This window comes from Dorea sp. D27 (assembly GCF_001185345.1).
Taxonomy (GTDB): domain Bacteria; phylum Bacillota; class Clostridia; order Lachnospirales; family Lachnospiraceae; genus Extibacter.
On sequence record NZ_KQ236747.1, the window covers coordinates 248,129 to 272,072 of the forward strand.

A 23,944-nucleotide genomic window follows, 5' to 3' on the forward strand; every position below is an offset into this window, starting at 1 on the left:
TTCCTGTTACAGAAATTTGCCGAAGGGAGCGTGCACGATGGATAAAGCGTTTGAAAAGAGGAAAAAGGTGGTATATGATCTGCTGTGCGATGAATTATATATCCCGATGAAGTTCAAGGAGCTTGCCATGCTGCTGCAGGTTCCGAAAGAACAGAGAAAAGAACTGAAGGATGTGCTGAAATCGCTGGAGGAAGAAGGTAAGATCCACCTGACGAAGAAGGGAAAATACCGTAAAGGAGAAGCGAAGCATCTGACAGGCATCTATCAGGCCCATCAGAGGGGCTTTGGTTTTGTTGCCGTGGAAGGCGAAGAGTCGGATATCTTCGTCGGAGAAGACGATACGAACGGGGCATTCAACGGCGACACGGTAGAAGTGGCTATAACAAAGGAGCCTGATGGAAAGAGACGGGAAGGTAAGATAGTCAAGGTCGTTACCCGTGGAGTCACGAGGCTGGTAGGGCTGTACCAGACGAAGCATGGCAAGAATTATGGCTTTGTCATACCCGACAACCAGCGTTTCGTCCAGGACATATTTATTCCGGAAGAGAAATCCAAAGGTGCGGTAGACGGACACAAGGTAGTAGCGGAGCTGACGTTTTACGGCGAACCAGGCCGTAAACCGGAAGGAAAGATTGTGGAGATTATCGGGCATGTCAATGACCCGGGCACCGACATCATGTCCATCATCAAGGGGTATGATCTGCCCGTGGAATTCCCGGAGAAGGTGCTGAATCAAGCGGAACGTGTTGCGAAGCCGGTCAGTGAAGCAGACATGGAAGGCAGGAAAGATATCAGGGATTGGCAGATGGTGACAATTGACGGGGAGGACGCCAAAGACCTCGACGACGCGGTCTCTGTCACCAAAGAAGGTGAGAGCTATATCCTTGGCGTCCATATTGCCGATGTCACGAACTATGTGCAGGAAAACAGCGCCCTCGACAGGGAGGCTCTGAAGCGTGGGACAAGCGTGTATCTCGTAGACAGGGTGATTCCTATGCTGCCGCACACGCTGTCCAATGGCATCTGCTCGCTGAATGCGGGGGAGGACAGGCTGGCCTTGAGCTGCATTATGAAAATTGACAGCAGAGGGATTGTCGTGGACCACGAGATTGCAGAGACCGTGATACATGTAGAAGAAAGGATGTCATATACGAGCGTAAGGAAAATCCTTGCCGATAAAGACGAGGAAGAAATAGGCCGCTACCGGAATCTTGTCCCGATGTTTGAGCGGATGCAGGAGCTCTCAACCCTTCTGAGGAAGAGACGGCAGACGAGGGGGTCTATTGATTTCGACTTTCCGGAAACGAAGATGATTCTTGATGAAAAAGGAAAGCCGGTGGATATACAGCCTTATGAGCGGAACGTAGCTACGAAGATTATAGAAGACTTTATGCTGCTTGCCAATGAGACGGTGGCTGAGGACTATTACTGGCAGGAGCTTCCATTCGTATACCGCACCCATGATGCGCCGGATGATGAAAAGATAAGGGCGCTGGCGACCTTTATCAATAATTTCGGTTATTCCATGCATATCGGCCCGAATGAAGTACGGCCGAAAGAGGTACAAAAGCTGCTTGCTAAGGTGGAAGGTTCGCCGGAGGAAGCTCTTATCAGCAGGCTTGCGCTGCGCTCTATGAAGCAGGCGAGGTACACGCCGGACAACAGCGGCCACTTCGGCCTTGCAGCCGGATATTATACCCATTTTACCTCCCCGATACGGCGGTATCCTGATCTGCAGATTCACAGAATAATAAAAGACAGCCTGCGGGGACGCATGGATGGAGAAAAGACGGAGCATTACAAAAAAATACTTCCAGAGGTGACAAAGCACGCAAGCGAGATGGAGCGCAGAGCGGACGAAGCGGAACGTGAGACGATCAAGCTCAAGAAGGTGGAATATATGGAAGAGCACCTGGGTGAGGTGTTCGTGGGTGTGATATCCAGCATCACAAAATGGGGCATGTATATCGAGCTGCCTAACACGATAGAAGGCCTTGTCCATGTGGCCAATATGAAAGACGACCATTATGAGTATTATGAGAGCCGGTATGAGATGGCCGGAATCCATAAGGGCAAAGTGTATAAGCTTGGGCAGCGCATCTCCGTCCGTGTCACAGGCGCAGACAGGCTTATGCGGACGATTGATTTTGAGATTGCAGATGAAGGAGAGATGGGAGATGGCGAAAAGCAATGGGAAGATGATAGCCAATAATAAGAAGGCGTATCATGATTATTTTATCCTGGATACTTACGAGACGGGCATAGCCTTGCACGGGACAGAGGTGAAATCCCTGCGCATGGGCAAATGCAGCATAAAAGAGTCATTTATCAGGATAGAAGACGGGGAAGTATACATCTATGGCATGCACATCAGCCCGTATGAAAAGGGGAATATATTTAATAAGGACCCGCTCAGGGTCAGAAAGCTGCTGCTCCATAAGTCGGAAATCAACAAGATGCTTGGGAAGACGAAGGAGAAAGGCATTGCAGTGATCCCTCTGAAGGTGTATTTTAAAGGGAGCCTTGTAAAGGTAGAAATTGGTCTTGCCAAGGGGAAGAAGCTATATGACAAACGTCAGGATATTGCCAAAAAAGACCAGCAGAGGGAGGCCCAGAGAGATTTCAAGGTGCGCAACCTTGGATAGACGGTGGTATCGGCGGGACAAGATGGAGGATATGAGATGGTACCTGTTAATAAAGGAGACCTGCGGAAGCTGGTCACACAGACTACGGTGGAGACGTACGAAGAACTGACACCACAGCTTATTCAGCTGATAGAGAGGACAAAGCACGATGAGGAACTGACAGAGGCTCAGAAGCAGGATGAAATAGCGCTGCATATGATGGGATATATCAAATCATGCACGAATGAAATCATCATCGAAGTGCTGTCGGAAATACTAGGACTTACAGAATAAGGACACGGAGGATAAGAAATGGGTTATTGTATAAAATGCGGCGCAAAAGCCGACGATGGAACTAGATACTGTCCCCAGTGCGGAGCAGAGATACCCCCACAGGGGCGTCAGGAATATACATACGGGCAGGATATGAACCGGCACGAATACTACGGGCAGAGCAACAGCGCTTCGGGTATGGGTTATGAGAGCAGACACGACGGCAGAGCATATTTTGACATGCATGACGTGCGTACGAATAAAGCCATGGGGGTACTGTCGTATATCGGCATATTAGTACTGATACCAATCCTTGCAGGAAACAAGAACTCGGAATATGTCAGATTCCACTCGAACCAGGGACTCGTACTCTTCATCGTGTCCGTGGTAGTAAATCTGCTGTCCGGCAATTGGGTATTCGGCCTCCATTCCTTTATCAATTTCGGAGGCTGGTGGTTTGGCTGGATATTTGATTTCATAGAACTTGCATTATTTATCATTGCAATCATGGGTATCGTACATGCATGCAGAGGAGAAAGAAAAGAACTGCCGATAATCGGACAGATTCATCTGCTTAAGTAAAGCGGATGCCGGCAGGGAGGCAAGGGGGCAGGGGAGCATCCGCTCCGATGCGTCCGGCTCCCCTCCCGTAGCCTAATCTGCTGCCCTCTAATTACTCGATTGTAATCAGTTTTGGCTGTTCTTCAACTTTCTGCACCTCTTTCGGAATCTGCAGAAGAAGCACGCCGTCGCGGAAGGACGCCCTGATATCATCCTGGGTTACCTTGTCACCGACATAGAAGCTTCTGTTACAGCTTCCTGTGTAGCGCTCTTTGTGCAGACAGTTTCCTTTTGCATCTTTTTCTTCTTTTGTCTCATCCCGGTTTGCCGTAATGGTCAGATATCCGTCTTTTAAATCTGCCTTGATATCCTCTTTGGCATATCCGGGGAGTTCCATCTCAATCATATAGCTCCCGTCTTTTTCATGGATATCCGTCTTCATAATCTGTGAAGATGAATTCTCGAACGGACGGGAAAAGAACGGATCCTTGAACATATCATCAAATAAGTTGTTTATGCTTCTGTTTGCAAGTAACATAAGTCATTCCTCCTTGTTTATATATACTGTTGTATTTGTTTTATTTGCTATACATTATATATAACACTAATTGTTAGCACTGTCAATAGGTGAGTGCTAATTTTTTAAAATTTTAGGCTGCCCTTGACATTTATTATATCTCAACATATAATTAATTATGCTATATACGAGATGTCTGTAGGCCAGGTACACGATTATCAGGGCTTGTACTGGTTTCGACGGGGGTCTGGAAGTTGGAGAAGCCATCCGTAGCGGGACACTACGTTAAAAGTTCCAATTAAATATAAACGCAGACAATAGAGAATTAGCGTACGCAGCCTAATTAGGCTGTAGTCGGCCTTAGGTTTTCCACCGCTTAAGAAACCGGCTTCAAACAGGTGGAGCACTTCGTTTCCAAAGCTTTGAGGGAATGGAAGAACTTATGAAGCTACTAAAACCGGAAGCCTGTCATTAGGCGGCCGGCAGAGGGAATGTCAATATAATGACTGTGATGGGAGATGCTTCGATGGAGGGGCTTTCGGACGCGGGTTCAACTCCCGCCAGGTCCATTAAAAAACGCCGTAGTTACGGCGTTTTTTTCGGTTTCGCTAAATTAGATAATCTTCAGTTCTTTTGCCTTTAATACGGCATCCATTGCGTTATGGACTCCCAGCTTCTCATAGGCTATCGAAAGGTGCGTCTTTACCGTTGGGAGTTTTAAGTTTGTCATATCCGCAATCTGCTGCGCACTGTTGCCTTGGGCCAGAAGCTCCATCACCCGTTTTTGCTGGCGGGACAATTTGATGATGCCGGTATCTTCCTGCAGATGGTAGGCTACACCTTTCCGTCTTTTGGAAACCTGGTATGTACGAAGCAGCACCGCATTCACATAAGCGGGAAGCAGAGGCCCGGTATAGGTGCTTTTTGTAATCCTTGCATAAATTTTCCGGAGAATCGGGAGTATGGAGAGTCCTTCCTCTGCAAAGAGACGGATGAAGCCATATGGCTGCATACGCTCCAGTGCCCTTTCCAACAGTTCCTGTGCCTGGGTACGAGACTTCTGCGCCCACAACAATGCGGCATGCAGGACTTCTGCTTCAGCGATGTCGGCAGGCCGGCGGTAATGGGAGGCAAAGTCTTGTATGCGCAGCAGCAGTTCTTCCGCCTTTTTTGCCTCACTGCGCACCAGATAGGCCCGGGCAGTGACGAGGTACTGGAAGAGCTTGTATAATTGCAGATGCCCGGTATCTTCGGTGACATAATACTGGGCAAGCCATATATTAGCGGCATTCACACTGCCGTCCCACAGCTTTAGACGTGTCTTGTAAGCCTCGAAATTGGGCATAAAATATTGCTCTTTCGCCACTAATTCCCCCAGGTCTTTCAGCACAGGCTCCGCCTTTGCCGTATCCCCCATAGCCTGGCAGATGCTGTGCAGGACAATCAGAGAGCAGAAGACACCTTCTTTGCTGTTTTCCGGTGTCAGAAGGCTGTTACAGTATGTGGCGTGTGCAAGCGCATCCTCCAGCTGGTCCCGTTCATAGGCAAATCCAGCCATCAGGCCCGGCTTTACATACACCCATTCCGTGCCAAGAACCTTACCGAAAGTGTTGGACAGTTTGTCAAAAATCTGATCTCCGGCCAGCAGCAGGTCACAGTAATCGCGGTTGCTGCGGTGCATATACGGGAAATTATGGGCAAATGAAACAATGGATTTTGTGACTTTTCCATTGGAGAAACTTTTGATAAACCGTCCCAGCCATCCAAACCGTTTGATTTGGGACACGAAGCTTTCCCGATGGTCCACGCTGTAAGCAAGCGCCACATATTCCATGTATTCCGGAGTATGCAGGGCAATGGAAGGGACACTTTTGTACAAGGCATCCAGATGAATCTCCATGCTTTCGTAATCTCCGGTCACATAGGCATACCATACACGGGAAATCCGAAGGGCCGGATATTCACGGAAAGCTTCGTCAGGGAAATCCCGGAAAAAAGTGGCAAAGTACTCTATATTTTCTACCATAACCCGGTTGCTCTCATCAAACACATAGGAATAGAAATAAGGGCCGATTCCTTTGTAATCCCCGCTTTTCAGCCAGTACTGCAGGCTCATCAGGTGGTTCTGCTGCTCGTTAAAGTATTGGGCGCAGATCTTAAAAAGTGCCTCCTCCACTTCCGGCATCGCATCACGGCGCATGTTACAGAGAAAATCCAGAAACAGATGGTGGTAGCGGTAGAGGTCGTCTCCAAGATGGATGACGAATGCGTTCTCCGCACAGAGCCGGTCCAGAAGTTCTTTACTGTCGTTCCTCTGCGTGAGCCGGTCTGCCAAAGCAGCAGGCATCTCGCTAAGAACGGATGTCCGCATACAAAAGTCTTTCAGATCATGATCCCATCGGTCCCATATCTGCCGTTTGATAAAATTCTCCAGAACCTGATCTTCCACATCTCCATCGATGAGCCCACTCTGGGCGATGGCATTCACGCCGATTGGCCATCCACCGGTCAGCGCCTGGGCGTTCTTCAGCTCCTCCGGTGAAAGAAAATGGCCCATGCTCTGAAAATACCCCCTGATTTCAGGAGAAGTAAAACGAAGATCTTCCGGCCGGATGATGGAAACCTGTTCCCGGGATTCCTGGTCAAGCAACTCGTGGGAAGGCTCGCTCCGGGTGAGGATACATACCGTAAAAGAATGAGGGAGCCGCTTGAGGACAAGGGGCAGGGATTTCAGAATTTCTTCATTGCTAATCAAGTGCATGTCATCCAGCACCAGGGAAAACTTCTGCTCTGCCGGGTAAAATTCAGACAGCATCTGAATCACATGTTCCACAGGGGAGGTGGAGAAGGCAGGACTTATTAAAACATCGGCCATATTCTGATTCTGAGGCTGGACGGACATGATTCCGCGGGCAAGAAGCTTATAAAATATAGAGATGCCATTGTCGTAGGCGTCCAGTCCGATCCAGATGGCTTTTCTGTCTGTGTCCGCCAGCCAGAGCAGCGTAGTCACTGTCTTTCCGTAGCCGGCGGGAGCGCAGACATATATCATCCGGCGTTCAGCAGCCTGATGAAAACGATTCAGCAGTTCCCGGCGGGGAGCGCAGACATCCGGAAGTCTTGCAGGTTCAAATTTATCATTTAATAAGCAGGTCTCGTCCAAGTGTATCACCTCTTGTGTTTTTGTTTATTTTATCATGATACCATACAATCAGCAATCAAAACCTCATACTCGTATGAGTGAGGGCTTTAGAGATCTGAAGTGGACTTGTCCACTTTGTTCTAAAACCTTGTACTTGGAACAACTTTTAGCAATGTCCAAAAGGAAAGCCGAAAAAAATAGATGAAAAACTTCATACTGATACGATTCTGCGTTCTGCATTTTACAGTTATGATATATGGTATATCCGGAAGGGAAGCGGACTGAAGTGAAGGGGGCAGAGCCTATGAATCAAGAGTTGGAAATGCAGGCCATGGATTTTGCAATCCATGTGGCAGAGCTTGTGAAATATCTGAGAGAGGAAGGCGGTAACTTTCCGCTTTGTGACCGGCTGCTTACGGCGGCAACCGGGCTTGGCTGTGACTGCCGTGCCTGGAGCAGGGAGGGCAGTGGCCGTGTACTCGGCCGTGCGCTTCTGCTGACAGAGGAAATTGATTATGTCCTGGAGATAGCACTGAGGGCAGGATATCTGAATGACAAACAGAGCAGACCAATCCGGGAGGATTGCAAGAGACTGAGGCGCCAGCTGGAAACGTGTGCCCGGGAAATAAGAGAATAACATAGAAAAGAACGAAAGGTGGTTTCTTACATGAGAAGAATCAAAGAGCATTACCGATGGCCCGCTCTGCTGCTGTGCGTATGCATGCTGGCGGGTCTGTCCCCATTTACCGGGGAGACATTTGCACAGAAAGGGGAAGATTCTGGCAATGTGCAAAACAGTGCCGCAGTACCGGATAATGCACTGGCCGACGACGCCTATAAAGATTTTGGCTTTCAATCCCTGCCGGACCAGGAGGCATTCTCTTCCTCCGAACACCCACTGGACGGTTTCGAGGGCACAGCCATGTCACAGCTCTACGTGGGTTACATGAATAAAGAGAAGTCACAAAAAGGCAAGTATGCGGTGTATAACACCATGTCCAGCCGCAGCAAGGAGGGCGCAAAGATTAGTGGCAACGGTGCTTCGGGATATCTGGATGCCGCCCCTGTCAGCCCGGCCTCTGACTATGCGGACATTAATGCTGGCGGGCCGGTAGAGAGCGGCGACTACCGCACGCTCAATTCCGTGTCTCTTGACATGGGCAGCAACAGTGACGGTTCAGGCGGCAAGCGGGAGGTCATATGCGAGTCCATCCTGCTCACAGGCAAGGAGCGAAACGTAAAAGGCGCCAAAAAGACGAGCTGGCTGTGCGTGCGCACGCTGGTCCACTCCGGCAATGGTTACAAACCTGCAGGCATCCGTTATGTCAAGCTGGCAAAAGACAATAAGAGCATGGGCGATATGGACGTGCGTGCCGCGCAGGGGCTGAATGCCTTGACGGCGGGAGATTATGACGGCAACGGAGTAGACGAGCTGGCGGTGTACGTGCCGTCTTTTACAGAGCCTTACATCCAGCTTTATACGATTGGGGAGGACGGAAGTATCACCGAGGGAACAAAGATTATCCTCAACGAGCTTGCCGCTGTCAACGACCCGCAGCAGTACCGGTTCAGCTTCACCGGGTGGAACCTGCCCATCGTAAACCTTACGACTGCCACACTTTCGCGTGAGGTCACCAAAAAGGACAGCCTCGTCATCAGTACGTGCCTGCCGCGCAGCAACGCAAAAGCCTATAAGGGGCGCAGCCAGCTGCCTGCTCTGGCCGTCTACGAGCAGGACGCAGGACGTATGAAGCAGACATATTTAGACCATCTTAGTTACGGCAGCTACTACATGCGCTTCCCGGCAACCGTGGAGGCAGACCTAAACGCAACCGGGACCCATGAACTTGTAATTGCAGGTTATGTGGATACGTGGACAGATACCAATAATCAGGAGCTGAAGAAACAACCATTCCAGAAGTACTGCGTTAACATGCTTGTGTATGACAAGGATACGAAGTCCTACAAGATGACATACTCAAAGCCATTGGAGTATACGCCTGAAAACGATGTAAAAAAAGTGATGGCCGCGGACAGCGGATATGCCATGAGTGAGCCTGTGGCACTTGCAGCGGCGGCTTTAAGCGAAGTTACAGATAACGATTACCTTTTCCTTGAAGGGGCTGTGCTAAGCTTCCGGGAGGCGGCGGGCGTGAAAAAGGACGACACCGAGCAGGAAAGGCTTTTGGCCGGCTCTCTCGTTAAGCATATGGAAATGAGCATGAAACCGAGTGAGGTCACGGTCAGCCACGCGGTTTCCGGCCGTTTCGCCGCAGACCACCCGGGCAGCGAGCAGATTGCCCTTGTGTGGAACGACAACTATCACAATCCGAACGCAGTGGCGGACTGCAACCTCACCTGGATTTGGATGGACGGCGCGAACAATGTGGTGCAGCAGGACACCAACTACCAGTATCTGAAGGGGCGTGACGCCGATGGCAGCGGCACATTCCTGACGCTGTCGAAGGTGAATGATACGGCGAACCGGGCGGTTTATAGATATAAGGACAAGCAGTACGGCTACAGCGCCCCTAATGCGCTTATGTCTCTTCCTGCCATCCCGTACTGGAAGGAGCTGCCCTATGGAAATGGGGTGGGGGATGTATTTTTCTCGGTAGGAAATGAGCTGGAGGGCTCGGCTGGCGGCAGCCTGAGTGTTTCGGCAGGAGTCACCGGTTCTATTACCGCTATGATGGGCGCGGGCATGGCGGGAAATAAGGTCATCGGGGGTCTGGAGGTGGATATGGACGCCGCATTTGAGCAGTCGGTATCGCTGCAGGCGGGGCTTTCTGTGGGCAATACCCAGACGTACAGCGCGCCGGGTGATAAGAACCATGTGCTGGCGTATGTGACGCCTATGGTGACTTACGAGTATGAGGTGTGGGTTCCGGCCTTTGAGGTGACTCAGGAGACAGCGAAAGAGTATAAGAGGCTGACGGGAAGTGACGTTCTGAAAAATGAGGACGGCGCTGTGTACAAGGTGGGCGATACTGTGCCGGCGGGCTGGTACAGCTACAATATGCACGTTCCTTATTCGCCTACGTATACACTGCTTACGATGGAGCAGTACAATGAGGCGTATACAAAGCATGGTCTTGGAACGGGCAAGATTGATATGAGCGCCTATGACTTTACCGTGGGGGACCCGACGACTTACAAGAAGGAGTTCAAGGATATCCCCCATTACGATCCGGCGCTGAAGATGGTGTCACATCCTAAGGACGTTATAGATGGTGATACGACGAATGGGATTGAATTTGACGCAGGCGCCAGTGTAAGCGGCAGCGTGACGGCGGGCCTTAAGGTCAGCGGGTCTGTACTGGCCAAGGTGGAGGGAGAGGTGAATTTCTTCGGAGCCGGAAAGCTGGAGGGCTCCGTAGGCCAGACTGGCGGAATCGGGGAAAGTATCACCGGCGAGGTGGGCTTTACCGTTTCTATCGGCACGGGGGCAACCATCAATCCGCTGCCTAAGGGCTACGGGGATTATAGTTTTCAGACGACCATGGGCGTGTGGCCCTGTGCAGGACATGGCTCTCTGCTTACGACTGGGTTTATCGTAGAGGAGAAGGCGTACATTCCGCCTCTGCCGCCGGAAAATCCTTATGTATATGAGACGGGGATGCAGGAAAATGGGAAGGCATTTGTGGTGCTGGCGTGGGAGCAGCCGGGTGAGGATGACTACCGTCTTGCGAAGGAGTATGAGGTCTTTTGGAAGAACACCGGGGCAGATGCGGCGGATTACCAGTCTGCGGGCAAGGTGGAGTCTCTGAAGCAGAACTTTATGATGATTACAGGACTGGAGCCTGGTACAACTTACGATTTCGCATTTCAGGCGCTTGGATGGAATAAGCCGGATGGAGGCAGGACCCGGCCCATAACTGCCACCACAGCGAAGGCCAGCACGCTTTCGATTAGCAATTCTTTGAAGCCGGAGGATGTGTATGCGGAGCCGATGGACGGCCAGATTCAGGCATCGCTCGAGGCGCAGGCTGTGGACACAGATTCTAATAATACCATCTCTTACCAGTGGCAGAGATATGTGGTGGGGGAGAGTCAGGACTATCTGGGCGAGTGGGAAGATATGTCCGGTATGTCGGGCGGGACGCGTTCATATGAGAGCGTTGTGTGTCCGCTTAGTCTGCCAGAGGCGGAGGCGGACGGTGCAAAATACCGCTGTGTTTTCACTTCTAAACCGGAGGGTGCGCCTCACAGCGCTCATGTACAGCGTGTGGTGTCCCGGACGGCAACGGTGCATGTCGGTAAGGATCCTCGTTTTTCCGTATCCCTTTCGGCAGAGGGAACGGGAGATGGCGGGGTGGGCGGCAGTGAGCTGCTGCGGGAACGTACAGGTGCGTATTTTCTGCCTGCCGGCAGGAAGGTAAACTTGAAGGCGGAGGTGTCCAAGAAGGATGCTGCGGCTGTCAGCGACGGAACCATTTCCCTCTTTTACCGAAAGGACGGTGGTGAGGAAAAAGTGCTGAAAGAAGGCCTTACACCGTCGGCTGGCGAGGCGACGTATGAGTGGGAGCCTGAGGAGACGGGCTACTATGATTTGACTGCTGTTTATATTGCACCGGGAGGCGGTGCGGCGACAGGGATAGATGACTCCCGGGGTGCTGGCGTGCAGCCGTCGGCTGCCGGGCTGACGGAAACGCCGGAGGGCGAACCAGCAGGTACAGCTGGGAACACGCCGGAGGGCGAGACAGCGGATACAGTCGGGAATATGCCAGAGAGCGAGACAGCGGATGCGGTCGGAACTACGCCGGAGGGCGAATCAGCAGGTACAGCCGGGAACACGCCGGAGGGTGAGACAGCAGGCACGGGAGCGAATACGCCGGAGAGCGAGTCGGCAGATACGGCCGGTAACACGCCGGAGAGCGGGGCGAATGCTGCATCTGGTACGAATGGGGCGGACAGTGCGCTGGCTGCAAGTGCTGTGAACGGGCAGCATATAGCTGTGTCTGAGCCGGTGTCTCTGCATGTGGGAACGATTCGGGACGAGGTGTATGTTATCCGTTATGAGCTGAACGGAGGGGAAAATAACGCAAAGAACCTCCCTGCCATCGGACGGAATGCTGTGCCGCGTGTGCTTGCAGAGCCGACCCGTGTGGGCGCTGCGTTTGAGGGATGGTATGAGGATGCAGGATTTACAAAGAAGGTGGAGGCTCTTGAGCCGGAGCATATCGGGAATGCAATAGGCGGTAAAGGCGGGCCGTATGTACTCTACGCAAAATGGAAGGCCGTGGAGTATAAGGTCGACTATGAACTGGACGGTGGAACGAACCATCCGGATAACCCGGACAAATACACGCTGCTCGACGGCATCACCCTATGCGATCCGGAAAAAACGGGCTACCGTTTCATGGGCTGGTATTTTGAAAGCAGCAACCCGTCCGGCGTGGACGTGGATAAGTCAACGGCTGTTTATTCCTTGCCGCTTTTGGACAAAAAAGGCGGATGGGTGGCTGCAGACCTGACTTTGCGCGCCAAGTGGGAGGCTATCGAATACCCCATCACCTACCACACCATGCTTGCGGCGGGCAAGGGTGAAAACCCGGACAGGTATACTGTGGAAGATAAGGTGAAGTTGAAAGAGGCGGATTACGCAGGCCGTTATGGCTTCGAGTCCGCCGGCTGGTATACGGACAGGGAGTTTAAAGAACCGATCGACACGATAGGCCCGGGAAGGACCGGTCCCCTTGACCTGTATGCCAAGCCGAACTTCACGGCCAGAATCGTCTGGTTTGATGCGATGGGAGGTGTATATGGAGGCGAGAATCCGACGTATATTCAACAGGGTAGTATGGTAGGGATTAGCCTGGGCAATGCCGAGCGCCAGGGATTTGAATTTAATGTCTGGAGCGAGAAGGCTATCATGAAGGACGGCGAGTGGGTGGCGGACTTGGACGCGCCTCTACACCATGCAGGCTTCCCCTTTGCTCCAACGAATCAGTTTTGCACGCTGTACGCCGCATGGAATCCACTCCCCGGGCAAGTGGAGATACAGTGGCTCAATCCGGTGAACGGAGAGGAGATTGATTGGAACTATGGCGTAAAGGGAACAAATATAGAAGAGCCCAAATCCACCCCATCGTGTTACGGTTATGCGTTTGACGGTAAGTGGTACAAGGACAAGGAGCTCACTAAGCAGTGGAATTTCGACAATGATGTGGTTCCTGCGGACACAGGAGATACGTTAACGCTGTACGCGGGATTCCGGGAAGCATATTATACGGTTGCCTTTGAGCCAAATGGAGGTTCAGCAGTGCCTAAGCAGCAGGTGCAAGAAGGGAAAGTAGTGAGAAAGCCCAAGGATCCGGTCAAACAAAACGAGATTTTTCTTGGCTGGTACGAGGACGATGTGCTTACCATGCCATATGATTTTACCTCAGAGCTGCAGAATGATATCACGCTGTACGCCAAGTGGCGCGGCCGCGGGCCCATAAAGTCCGATCCAGGTGACAATAAGATTCTCGGTATAGAGGATGGCCGGACATACGCTATTGGCTCTGTGCTCGATTTCACGGCAGCCGGCACAGGCATGGACAATAATTTCCCGATAGAGGACGATGAACGGTACGTTCCGAGAAGCTGGTCGGTGAATCCGTCCGGCACCTGGAGCGCAGCACCGTATGCGGCTTCATTTGACACAAAGGATATGGCGCTTGGGAAGCATAAGCTTACGGTGACTTTTGGGCTTGAACGGTATGAAAACGGTGCCTGGAAAGAAAAGGATAATCAGTCAGAAACTGAGATATCGTTTGTACTTGCAGAAGATGTACCTGAGCCCGGCGGGGAACCATCGTCTACGCATGGGGGAAAACCTGGGGACGCATCGCGCACAGGAGACGAGAATGCTCCGTGGCTATGGGCGCTGTTGGCGGCAGCTGCCCTTATGGGCGGCGGTGTGCTGGTAATCGTGAAAAGACGTGGCCGTAAGAAACGGCGCTGATAGATGAGAAAAGCTTGAACAGGGGGGCCTTCTTCTTAAGGGCCCCCCTGCTGTTCGGATATACCGGTATGTCTTCGATGGGAGGGCTAGCCTGTCTGAGACAGATAGTTGTAGAGAATATCGATGAATTCTCCGTTTGCCGGCTTCTGTTTCAGCTTGTACCCGGCAATTTTAATCAGAAGTTCGCGGTTTCCTTTGTACCAGCAGTTTGATATGGCAGTGCGGATACAGTGCTCTACGTTGTCCCTGGAAGTGCCGAAGTGTTCTGCGATATCTACATACAGCGTCTTGTAGACAGAGAGCAGGTATTCTTCACTTGATAGACAGAGCTGCAGCGCGTAGAGGAGGAAATGGAATCCCTTCAGCGTGGACCTTACACCGAGCTTCAATAATAGTATTCTTATCTTTTGCATAATGCCTCCTTGTGACCTTACGGATATATTGTAATCAATACATGATCAAAAGGAGGATAGCGGACATAAACAGACATTAATAAGTCATAAACGACGATAACAGACGATAACAGAAATGTTACTATATAAAGACAACAATCTCCCCAGATGCAGGTATATAAACATATATAATATTTAACAGACAAAAATCTGCAATTTGCAGTTGAGTACAGATTAATACTAGGGTAGTACTTTATAATAATCAATATATAGATAGAGGGTGGTGATTCCGATGTACTGGTATTTGGAAGTGTTATGACAGCAAATGCCCAGGAGTCTGATACGGAGGACAGCATTGCCGCCTTAGCACAAGAGGCAGCGGCAAGAACTACTGAGAACTATCTGATAATTAAAGATATAGAGACTGGTGAAGAAACAAGAATAAACCTTGGAGATTCTGTGGTGACAGTTGAGAACATTGGAAATGGTATCAGAGTAACCGATACTGTTGATTTAGAAGAAGCGTTAGGAAAAATTCCAATGCCAATGATTGATCAAAGTGTTGCCAATACATTATCAGGATGGCGGGGAACTGTCTCAATTACCTATACAGATGACGGAACATGGGCAAGTTTAAATTATATAACGGGAAATTGGAGAAGAGTTAGTGGATCTTATAATATGACGAATGCAGGTGCTACGTATGGGCAGTCTCTAGAGACAAATTCCCGTAGCGCATCTACTACTTTTGGATCTCAATTCAGTGCCAATACCACATGGCCTAAGGGGAAATATGGTAGAGGTCATTTCTTGGGTGGAAATATTAGTGGCCGTGTTAATGGGAAAATTATTACTGTTGTCTGCAATCATAATCTTTAAGGATATTAAAGGAGCATATAGATGAAGAATAAAAAGCGTTTAATTCAAACGGAATCTTTAGAGTATGTTTTAAAAATCAAAAATATATTAAGCGATAACAATATACAATATACGGATCGCATAAAAGCAGGTAATGGATTGGGACAGTTCTTTGCATTATTGCTTGTCAGCGGCAGAGGCAGTTATGGGTTAAACGATGAACACACGCAGCATTATTCCATTTATGTGCATGAAGAAAAATATGAACAGGCAATGGAGCTTATCCACAAACTTGATTAACGTGATATATAACGGAAACAGCAAGTGACAAACATGTTTTCTAATCTGACCGGATATTCCAGGTCCCGGAGCTTAAAACTCCGGGACTTTTCTTTGCGCGGTATGGTATAATACAAGAATCAGACGGTGGACAAAGGGCACAATAACAGATAATGAGGAAAGGGGTTTGGCTATGTCGGATAAGATTCTGATCGTTGATGATGAAAAGGATATCGTAGACCTGCTGGAAGAGACATTATGTATGGATGGCTCCTATGAGATACGGAGAGCTTACACCGGTGGAGACGCGTTACGTATCTGTAACGAGTTCGCGCCGGATGTTATCCTATTGGATATCATGCTTCCCGATATCGACGGTCTGGAAGTATGCCGACAGATTCGAGGCTTTTCCTATTGCTCTATCTTGTTCCTGTCTTCCAGGGATGATGATATTGACAAGATTCTGGGCCTGTCAGGCGGAGGTGATGACTATATCACGAAACCATTCAGCCCCAGGGAAGTAGCGTTTCGTGTCAGGGCACAGCTGCGCAGACAGAAGTATCAGGGCCATGTGCAGGAACAGCCGGAGAAATACCTGGCTGCGGGCAGGCTGATGATAGACCGTGAGGGCTGCCGGGTGCTCAAAGACGGGAAAGAGCTGGAACTAACCGGCCGGGAATTCCTTCTGCTGTCGTACATGGCTGAAAATGCCGGAAGAATCATCAGCAAGGAACAATTGTATGAACAGGTGTGGGGGGAATACAGCAGCATCTGTGACAACACGATTATGGTCCATATACGGCATATACGTGAGAAGATAGAAGATAACCCATCTGACCCACGAATGCTTGTCACGATTAAAGGGCTGGGATATAAGTTAAAGAAAAGGACTGATTAGATGAACAAATCCGGATACCGTACGAGCCTGCATATCTATAGTATGTTTCTGTTCTCCCTGTCCGGGATACTGGTAATAGCGGCGGTGCTCTTTTTTATGCTGATAACTGTCAGAAAGGCAGATGGAACTGTTGTCAGGAGCGACTGGCCGGAACGTTTTACTAAAACGTTCGAGGAGCAGATTATCTTTATCGAAGACGAGCCTCAGTTAAAACAGTCCGGCATAGAGCTGCTGCAGAGAGAGCAGCTCGGAATCCAGATCTTAGATCAGGATGGAATAGAACAATACAGCTACAGAAAGCCGGAACAGGCCGCCGCATGCTATACTGCCTCAGATCTGATGGCTATATACAGGGACGGGCATCTGACGGACAGAAAAGAGGCATCGCTTGTAGGGGAACTTACAGACAGCAATTACACATACATCATTCATTTTCCGACAGTGGTCACAAAGGTCACGATGCAGTTGAGTGGAGAGCACTTTATAAAAGGCAGGACAATAGTATTGGTGCTTGGCAGCATATTGTTTGGCGTAATCATCATATCCGGTATGGCATACGGCTATTGGATGACGCGGATGATGGGACGCGTCACGGATGCTGTCACGGCTATTGCCCGGCGTTCCTATATATCTGTTGAGGATGAAGGAATATTCAGCGATATATATGGCAGTCTGAACCGGCTGGATGCAGAGATTAAGAGCAGTGACCGTCTCCGGGAGCAGACGGAAAAGATGCGGGGGGAATGGATAGCTAACATCACCCACGATCTGAAGACGCCCTTGTCTCCGGTGAAAGGCTATGCGGAAATCATGCATGAGGACAGTGGTACGGATAGGATAGGGCGGCATAAGAGGTACGCTGCAATCATATTAAAAAATGTCTCTTACATGGAGCGGCTTCTGGATGACCTGAAGCTGACGTACCGGCTGGAGAGTGGAACAGTACTGCCGGACAGGCAGAGGATTGATTTCGTCCGTTTTCTGAAGGAAACGGCCATCGATATAAAGAACACTCCGGAGTATGAACACCGCAGCATCCAGATACAGACCGCAAAAGAAAACATCTATTATTCTTTTGACAGGATGCTGTTCAGACGAGCGTTCAGCAACCTCATTATCAATGCCTGCATCCATGGGGGCGAGGATGCCGAGATTACGATAGGCGTGGAGGACGGACGGAACGAGATACAGGTTATCGTGTCGGACAATGGGGCCGGTATGTCTGAGGAGGATTCGAAAAGGCTGTTTCAGAGATATTACCGCGGCACGGATACGGATGAAAAACCGGAAGGGACCGGCCTGGGACTGGCGATAGCAAAGAGTATCATAGAGAGCCATGGAGGGACCATCGCGGTCCGCAGCGCACCGGGGGAAGGGACAGATATAAGGATTATATTTAAGGTTAATTAAGGCAGGGTACAAGTAGGATTAAGGCTGGCAGGTTATCATTTTATCATGATAGCTGTCAGCTTTTCCTATGACTTGAAAAGAAAGAAGGTGCGTTTTGAACATCATAATAAAATATATACTTACAAATATGAAAGAACGAAAGGTACGTACAGTGGTGATGCTGCTGTCAGTTATCCTGTCATCGTCGCTTCTGTTCGTCTCTTATTCCATCGGGGCATCTTATGAAAGCGCGCAGCAGAAGATGGCACGTGGGATGTACGGGAAAGCGTCCCTCTCTGTAACGGCTCTGGACGATTCCGCAGAACTGGATGACAATACGGTTCCGGATATCCCTGAGATTCAGGCGGAAGCCGGATTACGTAAGCAAGCTGCGATGTACAGCGAGGGCGGATATTATGAGACGGTAGATCTCGTTTCGTCCAATCTAGAACAGCTGAATCGGATCAATAAACCGCGTATGTCAGGCGGGGGCAGCATAACTGGCTTTTCCGGAAGGCAGATCATCCTTCCGGACAGGTTCTCTTCTAAGTTCGGGATAAGCAAAGGGGATACGGTTACGCTACGCATCAACGACATACCTGTCTCATTTGAAGTGTATGGAATAGCCGCATACGATACGCTGTTCCTCAGGCAGACGAGAGGGGCGACCGCTCTCGTTCCGCTTGACGTGCTGACAGATATTGTGCAGCAGACGCAAAAGTACAGCGAGATACTGATTGAACCGGCAGATGACGTGACAGCCGGAGAACTCAAGTCCTGTCTGGAAGAGAAGCTGCCGCAAGATCTTTACCGCGTATCTGAGACTGTAGATGAAGCGCAGATTGCTGCTGACGCAAGGCAGAAATCCATGCCCTTTTTCCTGATCAGCTTTTTTGCCTTGACGATGAGCGTATTTATCATCTACAGCAGCTACAAAGTGATAACGCTGGACCGGCTTCCTGTTATCGGAACCTTCCGCAGCATCGGGGCTGAAGAAAAGACGGTGACGTCCATCCTTCTGGCGGAGAGCGTCGTCTATGGGCTGACGGGAGGACTGATTGGCATCCCTGTGGGAACGGCTATCCTGAAAGTGATACTGCATGGACTGGGGGACAGGCTGGCACAGGGAATCGAGATTCCGGCCGTGATTACGCTGCCTGCCATCTCCATATCTATTGCTGCGGCTGTCATAGTCTCGCTTCTGAGCTCATGGATTCCTGTCCGCCGGGCGGGCCGCCTGCCTGTGAAGGAAGTGGTCCTCGGGACGGTAGAAGAAAAGAAGAGGCCGGTGCAACATACCGTTGCCATAGCTGCCATACTCGGCATCATCTCTATCGTGCTGCCCCGTATAGCTCCGGAAAAGATGCTGTATCCGGCCGGAGGACTCTCTCTTCTTGGTCTGATAGCTGCCGCCATACTTTTTATTCCGTCTTTCACGAATCTTGCGGCGAGGGGGATGGAGCGGCTTTATGGAACCTTATTCGGTAATGAAGGGATGCTGGCTGCGCGTAACATGAGGGACAATAAAAACGTTACGCAGAATATCACATTGCTCTTTATCAGCATCTCTGCCGTAATCTCTATCAGCGCCGTCGGGAACTTTGTGACATCATATATCAGCGACGTCTTTCAGGGGGCAGAGCTCGAAGGGTTTGCGGACGGTCATATGGAGGAAGACTTTATAAGACAGGTAAAAGAGCTGAAGGGCATAGAAGAGGTGCTTCCCATACATGTGCTGGAAGACAAAGTGCAGGGGGAAGGAGGTTCATTTACACGTCTGGAAGCTACGGACAATCTGAAATGCTACAGTTCCATGTTCGCACTCCATTATTCAGACGGCAAGGAAAGTGAAAAAGCGGTGTCTGCATTTGGAGAAAATGAAAGAGTTATGATTATTAGCGAAGATACTATGAAGAAAATGGGGCTTACGCCAGGGGACAAGATTTCGCTGTCAGATGGTACCTACACGGCGGCGTATAGAATCATCGCCGGCTATAAGTCAAGGGCTACAGACGTGGAAGCTGTCATACCGTCTTACCGTGCAGTGCAGGACTTTGGAGCAGAGGGCTATGATTTCCTTGCATATACGGCGGCAGATGCGGATGCGGTGATGGTCCAGATCCGCAATCTGTTCGGTGACACCCCGAACTGGAGCCGTACGGTGGAAGAGTTCAATGCGGATGCCGCAAGTACCGTCAGCACGTTCCTGCAGCCGATGCATAGTATGACTTATTTCATACTGCTGATGGCCGCAGTAGGAATCGTTAATAATCTGCTGATCAATTATATGCAGAGGAGGCGCGCGATAGCCATGTATAAGTCGGCAGGACTCAGCGGCAGGCAGAATGTAAAAATGATGCTGATCGAAGGAGTTTCCGCCGGCCTGATTGGAGCAGCAGCAGCGATAGCGGTATCGTATATGGAGATACAGACGATTTTTACCGTGGCAGGGCCGAAGATTTCCATCAGGCCGGATCTGGATATTGCCATTTTCCTGGCTGCAGGAGCTATGGGTATCGTGATTACGGCAGCAGGCTCAGCAGTCCCTATATTAAAGAGCCGGCAGATGAAGCTGGCGGAAGAAATAAAATTTGAATAGACAGACTGGAGGACAGGCATATGAAGGAATATGGCAGTATTGCCGCTGTCGAGGGCAGAAATATAACAAAAGATTTTATGGTCGGTGGTACGGTTTCAAAAGTACTGAAGGGAATATCCCTGAAGGTCATGCAGGGAGAATTTGTATCTGTCATGGGACAGTCAGGTTCTGGCAAGAGCACGCTTCTCTACATCCTTGGAGGGCTTGACACGCCGACGGAGGGCTCTGTATATATTGACGGAACAGACATATGCAGCTTTGATGACGCAAAGATGAGCAGGATAAGGAGACAGAAGATAGGATTTGTGTTTCAGTTCTATAATCTTATCCCGAATCTGAACGTAGAGGAAAATATAATGCTTCCGCTTCTGCTCGATGGAAAAAAGATACGTGATTACAGGGGACAGCTTGATCATATCCTGGATGTTGTCGGGCTGTCCGACAGGAGAAAGCATACTCCGCGCCAGCTATCCGGCGGTCAGCAGCAGAGGACGGCGATAGCCCGCGCACTTATCGGCAGCCCTGATATCCTGTTTGCGGATGAGCCGACCGGCAATCTGGACAGCAGGACCGGTGGGGGCATTATGCGCCTGCTGGAAGATATCAACCGGGACAGCGGGCAGACAATCATAATGGTCACGCATTCCCAGGAGGCGGCTGAAAGCAGCAGCCGAATCATAACCGTACGGGATGGGGTGCTTGCATAGCATATGTCTGAAGCGGCAGAAGTTCAATGAGTCTCTATTTACAAACTTATGTTGTACTTACAACATACAAATGCGCATCAATGTATTATAATGTACCAAGAAAGTTACCGTAAGGAGGTATTGTATATGGTACGTAAAATAATACACATAGATGAAGAGAAATGTAATGGCTGTGGGCTGTGCGCGGAGGCCTGTCATGAAGGAGCCATCGGTATGGCTGGCGGCAAGGCGAAACTGCTGCGGGACGATTACTGCGATGGACTGGGAGACTGCCTGCCTACCTGCCCTGCTGGAGCTATTACTTTCGTAGAACGTGAGGCCGCGGCATACGATGAAGAGGCAGTACGGCAGAATAAGAGGAAGAAGCAGAAGGAGGACATGCAGCCATGTGGATGTCCAGGCAGCCAGTCCAGGCAGATAGACAGAGAAACGATGTCTGAGCCGACTTGCCAGCCGCCTTCGGAATCACAGCTTCGGCAGTGGCCGGTGCAGATTAAGCTGGCACCCGTGAACGCGCCATATTTCGACGGAGCCCATCTCCTCATAGCAGCGGATTGTACGGCATATGCCTATGGCAGCTTCCATCAGGACTTTATCCGCGGCAAGGTGACGCTTATCGGCTGTCCGAAACTAGACAGTTCAGATTATAGTGAGAAGCTGGCCGAGATTATCAGGGAAAACGATATCAAGAGCCTGACCGTAGTAAGAATGGAAGTGCCATGCTGCGGGGGCATCGAACAAGCTGCTGTCTCGGCGCTGAAGGAGAGCGGCAAATTTATGCCATGGCAGGTAGTTACAGTATGTACAGACGGAACTATACTAGAATAATATGGGACAAGGGCCTGCTCCGCCAGTTCGGAACAGGCCCTTAATACAGTTACTTTAAAGGAATACAAAATTCACACAGATTGTCAGCTATCTTATCCGCCGCGTAACGTTCAATAACAGGCTTGCCATAATCTACAGCCAGACCTTCAGTCCGCTTTGCAATATCCTGCCAGAAAGCGCTGACAGCCTGCTTCGTATGAGCGGTTTCATATATAGCGTACGTTCCATCATCAATTTCTCTCGTGTTTAGGCTTATGTCCATATCATCTTTAATGATAAGTCCCACATCATATCTTAATTCCTCTGGTGGCGTTGCTGCCGGATTATCTAAGGCGATTCCCAGTATAATCGTATCTGCATCAAACAAATGATTGGTTTTTAAATAGTCTTTAAAATCTTCCATCAATCTTTCATTCTTAATACCATATGCACCGACATTACGCATATAAGCTATCGTGATATTATTAAATTCTTCTATTTTCATCTGATTTTCTCCATTCATTTATCTATTGATGTCGACTTCAATAACTAAATGATAGAATCTTATAAAATTTTTTTCAATAACTTTTTTAAAATTAGTTCATTATTTTGAATAAAATCGTAACAAATATGTAACAATTGTAATAAATAGAAAATATCTGAATATAATTAATTAAAACAATTTTAAAATATTGTTATTTTCAGGAGGGTATAAATTTATGAATTCTAAAAGAAATGTGGGGCTTCTGGTAACACTGTTTACGGTTACATCGCTATTTACCGCAGGGTATTCAAGCGAAGCTATGGCAGGCGAATCAGAGGCTGTACCTGTATCGGCGGATGTAAATATAGATAAATATGCATCCCGGTTTATGGACATGAAAGAGACAACCCAGAAGATAATAGAAGAACAGCAGAGAATTGCAGAAGAAAAACGGATTGCAGAAGAAAAGAGGATTGCGGAAGAGAAACGGATTGCAGAAGAGAAACGGATTGCGGAAGAGAAAGCGGCCCAGGAAAAAGCGGCCCAGGAGAAAGCGGCCCAGGAGAAGGCCGCCCAGCAACAGGCCGCCCAGGCCGTACAGGCTCAGGCAGTGTCGGCCAGCCAGTCAGATCAGGACCTTTTGGCCGCGATTATATATTGTGAAGCCGGAAACCAGCCGTATGAAGGACAGGTTGCAGTAGGTGCAGTTGTGATGAACAGAGTAAGGAGCGGAGTATTTCCGAATTCTATCCGGGACGTCATCTATCAGTCAGGACAGTTCGGCCCGGCTGTGACGGGCTGGCTCGACCAGGTTCTGTCATCAGGCGGCTACACAGATACGGCCAGACAGGCAGCGGCAGACGCGCTTGCAGGTTCCAATCCGATAGGAGACTGCCTGTATTTTGACCAGGGAGGCTCCGGGATGCAGATAGGTGCACATTATTTCCACTAATTGGGGGTTTAGTGAAGCAGGGCGCCGCTGGGAAGGCAGGGGGCATCTGCTGCGATGCGTCCGGGACTGCGACTATCACACAGATTCCTAAGCCTGTGGAATGTTCGCCGATAGCGGCTCTCATCCCACAAACTAAGGAATCTGGTGAGGATTCTCCGTCCCTCCCGCTTATACCTTCGCATCTGTCCCCTGCCTCCCCATCGGCTATCTACTTTACTGGCACGAGCGGGGGTGGCTATGTGACGTTACTGGCGGCCGGAAGGAATTTATCTGTGCCGGTATATTAATAAAAAAGCTGAGCGAGTGAAAACCTTTGAAAAATGAAATTATTATGAGGAAGAGCCGGAATCAGGTACAGTGCTGTTATATGAGATAACATCCCTTGCCTGATTCCGGCTCTTCTTGCAGCAACGGCGTGCACGCCTCGCTGCAAACGTTTAACTGCGATAATAACACCGTACTAATTTGTATGTGTTGTATACACTAAGCCTGCTATCATTTTCCATCTAG

18 protein-coding genes and 1 other RNA gene are annotated in these 23,944 nt (G+C 49.8%); 15 read left to right on the forward strand and 4 right to left on the reverse strand.

What is annotated here, in order from left to right:
• Nucleotides 1–37 precede the first annotated feature (37 nt).
• From rnr to HMPREF0980_RS17030, 4 genes are read left to right on the forward strand one after another with little or no spacing between them, the layout of a single operon-like run.
• Nucleotides 38–2,212, forward strand: coding sequence for a ribonuclease R (gene rnr, locus HMPREF0980_RS17015; RefSeq protein WP_049730258.1), 2,175 nt, complete (start codon nucleotides 38–40; stop codon nucleotides 2,210–2,212).
• A complete protein-coding gene (gene smpB / locus HMPREF0980_RS17020) occupies nucleotides 2,178–2,645 on the forward strand; it encodes an SsrA-binding protein SmpB (RefSeq protein ID WP_049730259.1) in 468 nt (155 codons plus the stop codon). The genes rnr and smpB overlap by 35 nt, the downstream gene beginning before the upstream one ends.
• 36 nt (nucleotides 2,646–2,681) lie before the next feature.
• Nucleotides 2,682–2,918 carry a hypothetical protein gene (locus HMPREF0980_RS17025; RefSeq protein ID WP_049730260.1) on the forward strand — a complete coding sequence of 79 codons (237 nt, stop codon included), beginning with the start codon at nucleotides 2,682–2,684 and terminating at the stop codon, nucleotides 2,916–2,918.
• A gap of 18 nt (nucleotides 2,919–2,936) precedes the next feature.
• Nucleotides 2,937–3,479 (forward strand): zinc-ribbon domain-containing protein, encoded by a 543-nt coding sequence (locus HMPREF0980_RS17030; protein ID WP_049730261.1) that lies wholly within the window; start codon nucleotides 2,937–2,939, stop codon nucleotides 3,477–3,479.
• Nucleotides 3,480–3,570: 91 nt separating this feature from the next.
• On the opposite strand, the gene HMPREF0980_RS17035 is transcribed toward HMPREF0980_RS17030, so the two are convergent.
• Complete coding sequence (locus HMPREF0980_RS17035; RefSeq protein ID WP_049730262.1) at nucleotides 3,571–3,996, reverse strand: Hsp20/alpha crystallin family protein; 426 nt, start codon at nucleotides 3,994–3,996, stop codon at nucleotides 3,571–3,573.
• Nucleotides 3,997–4,196: 200 nt separating this feature from the next.
• Between HMPREF0980_RS17035 and ssrA the strand changes: the two genes are divergently transcribed.
• Nucleotides 4,197–4,547, forward strand: a transfer-messenger RNA (tmRNA) gene (gene ssrA, locus HMPREF0980_RS18780).
• A 41-nt stretch (nucleotides 4,548–4,588) separates the two neighbouring features.
• Here ssrA and HMPREF0980_RS17040 read toward each other — a convergent pair.
• Nucleotides 4,589–7,138 carry a winged helix-turn-helix domain-containing protein gene (locus HMPREF0980_RS17040; RefSeq protein WP_049730263.1) on the reverse strand — a complete coding sequence of 850 codons (2,550 nt, stop codon included), beginning with the start codon at nucleotides 7,136–7,138 and terminating at the stop codon, nucleotides 4,589–4,591.
• A gap of 283 nt (nucleotides 7,139–7,421) precedes the next feature.
• Between HMPREF0980_RS17040 and HMPREF0980_RS17045 the strand changes: the two genes are divergently transcribed.
• Together HMPREF0980_RS17045 and HMPREF0980_RS17050 are read left to right on the forward strand one after the other, a co-directional pair.
• Nucleotides 7,422–7,754: a four helix bundle protein gene (locus HMPREF0980_RS17045; RefSeq protein ID WP_049730264.1), complete on the forward strand. Its 333-nt coding sequence runs from the start codon at nucleotides 7,422–7,424 to the stop codon at nucleotides 7,752–7,754.
• Nucleotides 7,755–7,784: 30 nt separating this feature from the next.
• The gene (locus tag HMPREF0980_RS17050) at nucleotides 7,785–14,069 is read left to right on the forward strand and encodes an InlB B-repeat-containing protein (protein WP_049730265.1); all 6,285 of its coding nucleotides are present in this window, start codon (nucleotides 7,785–7,787) and stop codon (nucleotides 14,067–14,069) included.
• A gap of 86 nt (nucleotides 14,070–14,155) precedes the next feature.
• Here HMPREF0980_RS17050 and HMPREF0980_RS17055 read toward each other — a convergent pair whose 3' ends face one another.
• Nucleotides 14,156–14,482, reverse strand: coding sequence for a sporulation initiation factor Spo0A C-terminal domain-containing protein (locus HMPREF0980_RS17055; protein ID WP_084002919.1), 327 nt, complete (start codon nucleotides 14,480–14,482; stop codon nucleotides 14,156–14,158).
• 294 nt (nucleotides 14,483–14,776) lie between these two features.
• Here HMPREF0980_RS17055 and HMPREF0980_RS17060 point away from each other — a divergent pair, with 294 nt between their 5' ends.
• From HMPREF0980_RS17060 to HMPREF0980_RS17090, 7 genes are all read left to right on the forward strand, one after another.
• Nucleotides 14,777–15,340 carry a hypothetical protein gene (locus tag HMPREF0980_RS17060; RefSeq protein WP_049730267.1) on the forward strand — a complete coding sequence of 188 codons (564 nt, stop codon included), beginning with the start codon at nucleotides 14,777–14,779 and terminating at the stop codon, nucleotides 15,338–15,340.
• A 21-nt stretch (nucleotides 15,341–15,361) separates the two neighbouring features.
• Entirely contained in the window at nucleotides 15,362–15,619 is a 258-nt protein-coding gene (locus HMPREF0980_RS17065; RefSeq protein WP_049730268.1) for a hypothetical protein, read from the forward strand.
• Between the two features lie 172 nt (nucleotides 15,620–15,791).
• A complete protein-coding gene (locus HMPREF0980_RS17070; protein ID WP_084002921.1) occupies nucleotides 15,792–16,496 on the forward strand; it encodes a response regulator transcription factor in 705 nt (234 codons plus the stop codon).
• Nucleotides 16,497–17,906 (forward strand): sensor histidine kinase, encoded by a 1,410-nt coding sequence (locus HMPREF0980_RS17075; protein WP_049730270.1) that lies wholly within the window; start codon nucleotides 16,497–16,499, stop codon nucleotides 17,904–17,906. It begins immediately after the preceding gene.
• A gap of 127 nt (nucleotides 17,907–18,033) precedes the next feature.
• A complete protein-coding gene (locus tag HMPREF0980_RS17080; protein WP_442855439.1) occupies nucleotides 18,034–20,484 on the forward strand; it encodes an ABC transporter permease in 2,451 nt (816 codons plus the stop codon).
• A 20-nt stretch (nucleotides 20,485–20,504) separates the two neighbouring features.
• Complete coding sequence (locus HMPREF0980_RS17085) at nucleotides 20,505–21,191, forward strand: ABC transporter ATP-binding protein (protein WP_049730271.1); 687 nt, start codon at nucleotides 20,505–20,507, stop codon at nucleotides 21,189–21,191.
• A 126-nt stretch (nucleotides 21,192–21,317) separates the two neighbouring features.
• A complete protein-coding gene (locus tag HMPREF0980_RS17090) occupies nucleotides 21,318–22,019 on the forward strand; it encodes an ATP-binding protein (RefSeq protein ID WP_049730272.1) in 702 nt (233 codons plus the stop codon).
• A gap of 49 nt (nucleotides 22,020–22,068) precedes the next feature.
• Here the strand turns inward: HMPREF0980_RS17090 and HMPREF0980_RS17095 are convergent, their stop codons facing one another.
• Entirely contained in the window at nucleotides 22,069–22,503 is a 435-nt protein-coding gene (locus HMPREF0980_RS17095; RefSeq protein ID WP_049730273.1) for an AraC family transcriptional regulator, read from the reverse strand.
• Nucleotides 22,504–22,717: 214 nt separating this feature from the next.
• Between HMPREF0980_RS17095 and HMPREF0980_RS17100 the strand changes: the two genes are divergently transcribed.
• Nucleotides 22,718–23,434 (forward strand): cell wall hydrolase, encoded by a 717-nt coding sequence (locus tag HMPREF0980_RS17100; RefSeq protein WP_049730274.1) that lies wholly within the window; start codon nucleotides 22,718–22,720, stop codon nucleotides 23,432–23,434.
• The last annotated feature ends 510 nt before the right edge of the window (nucleotides 23,435–23,944 follow it).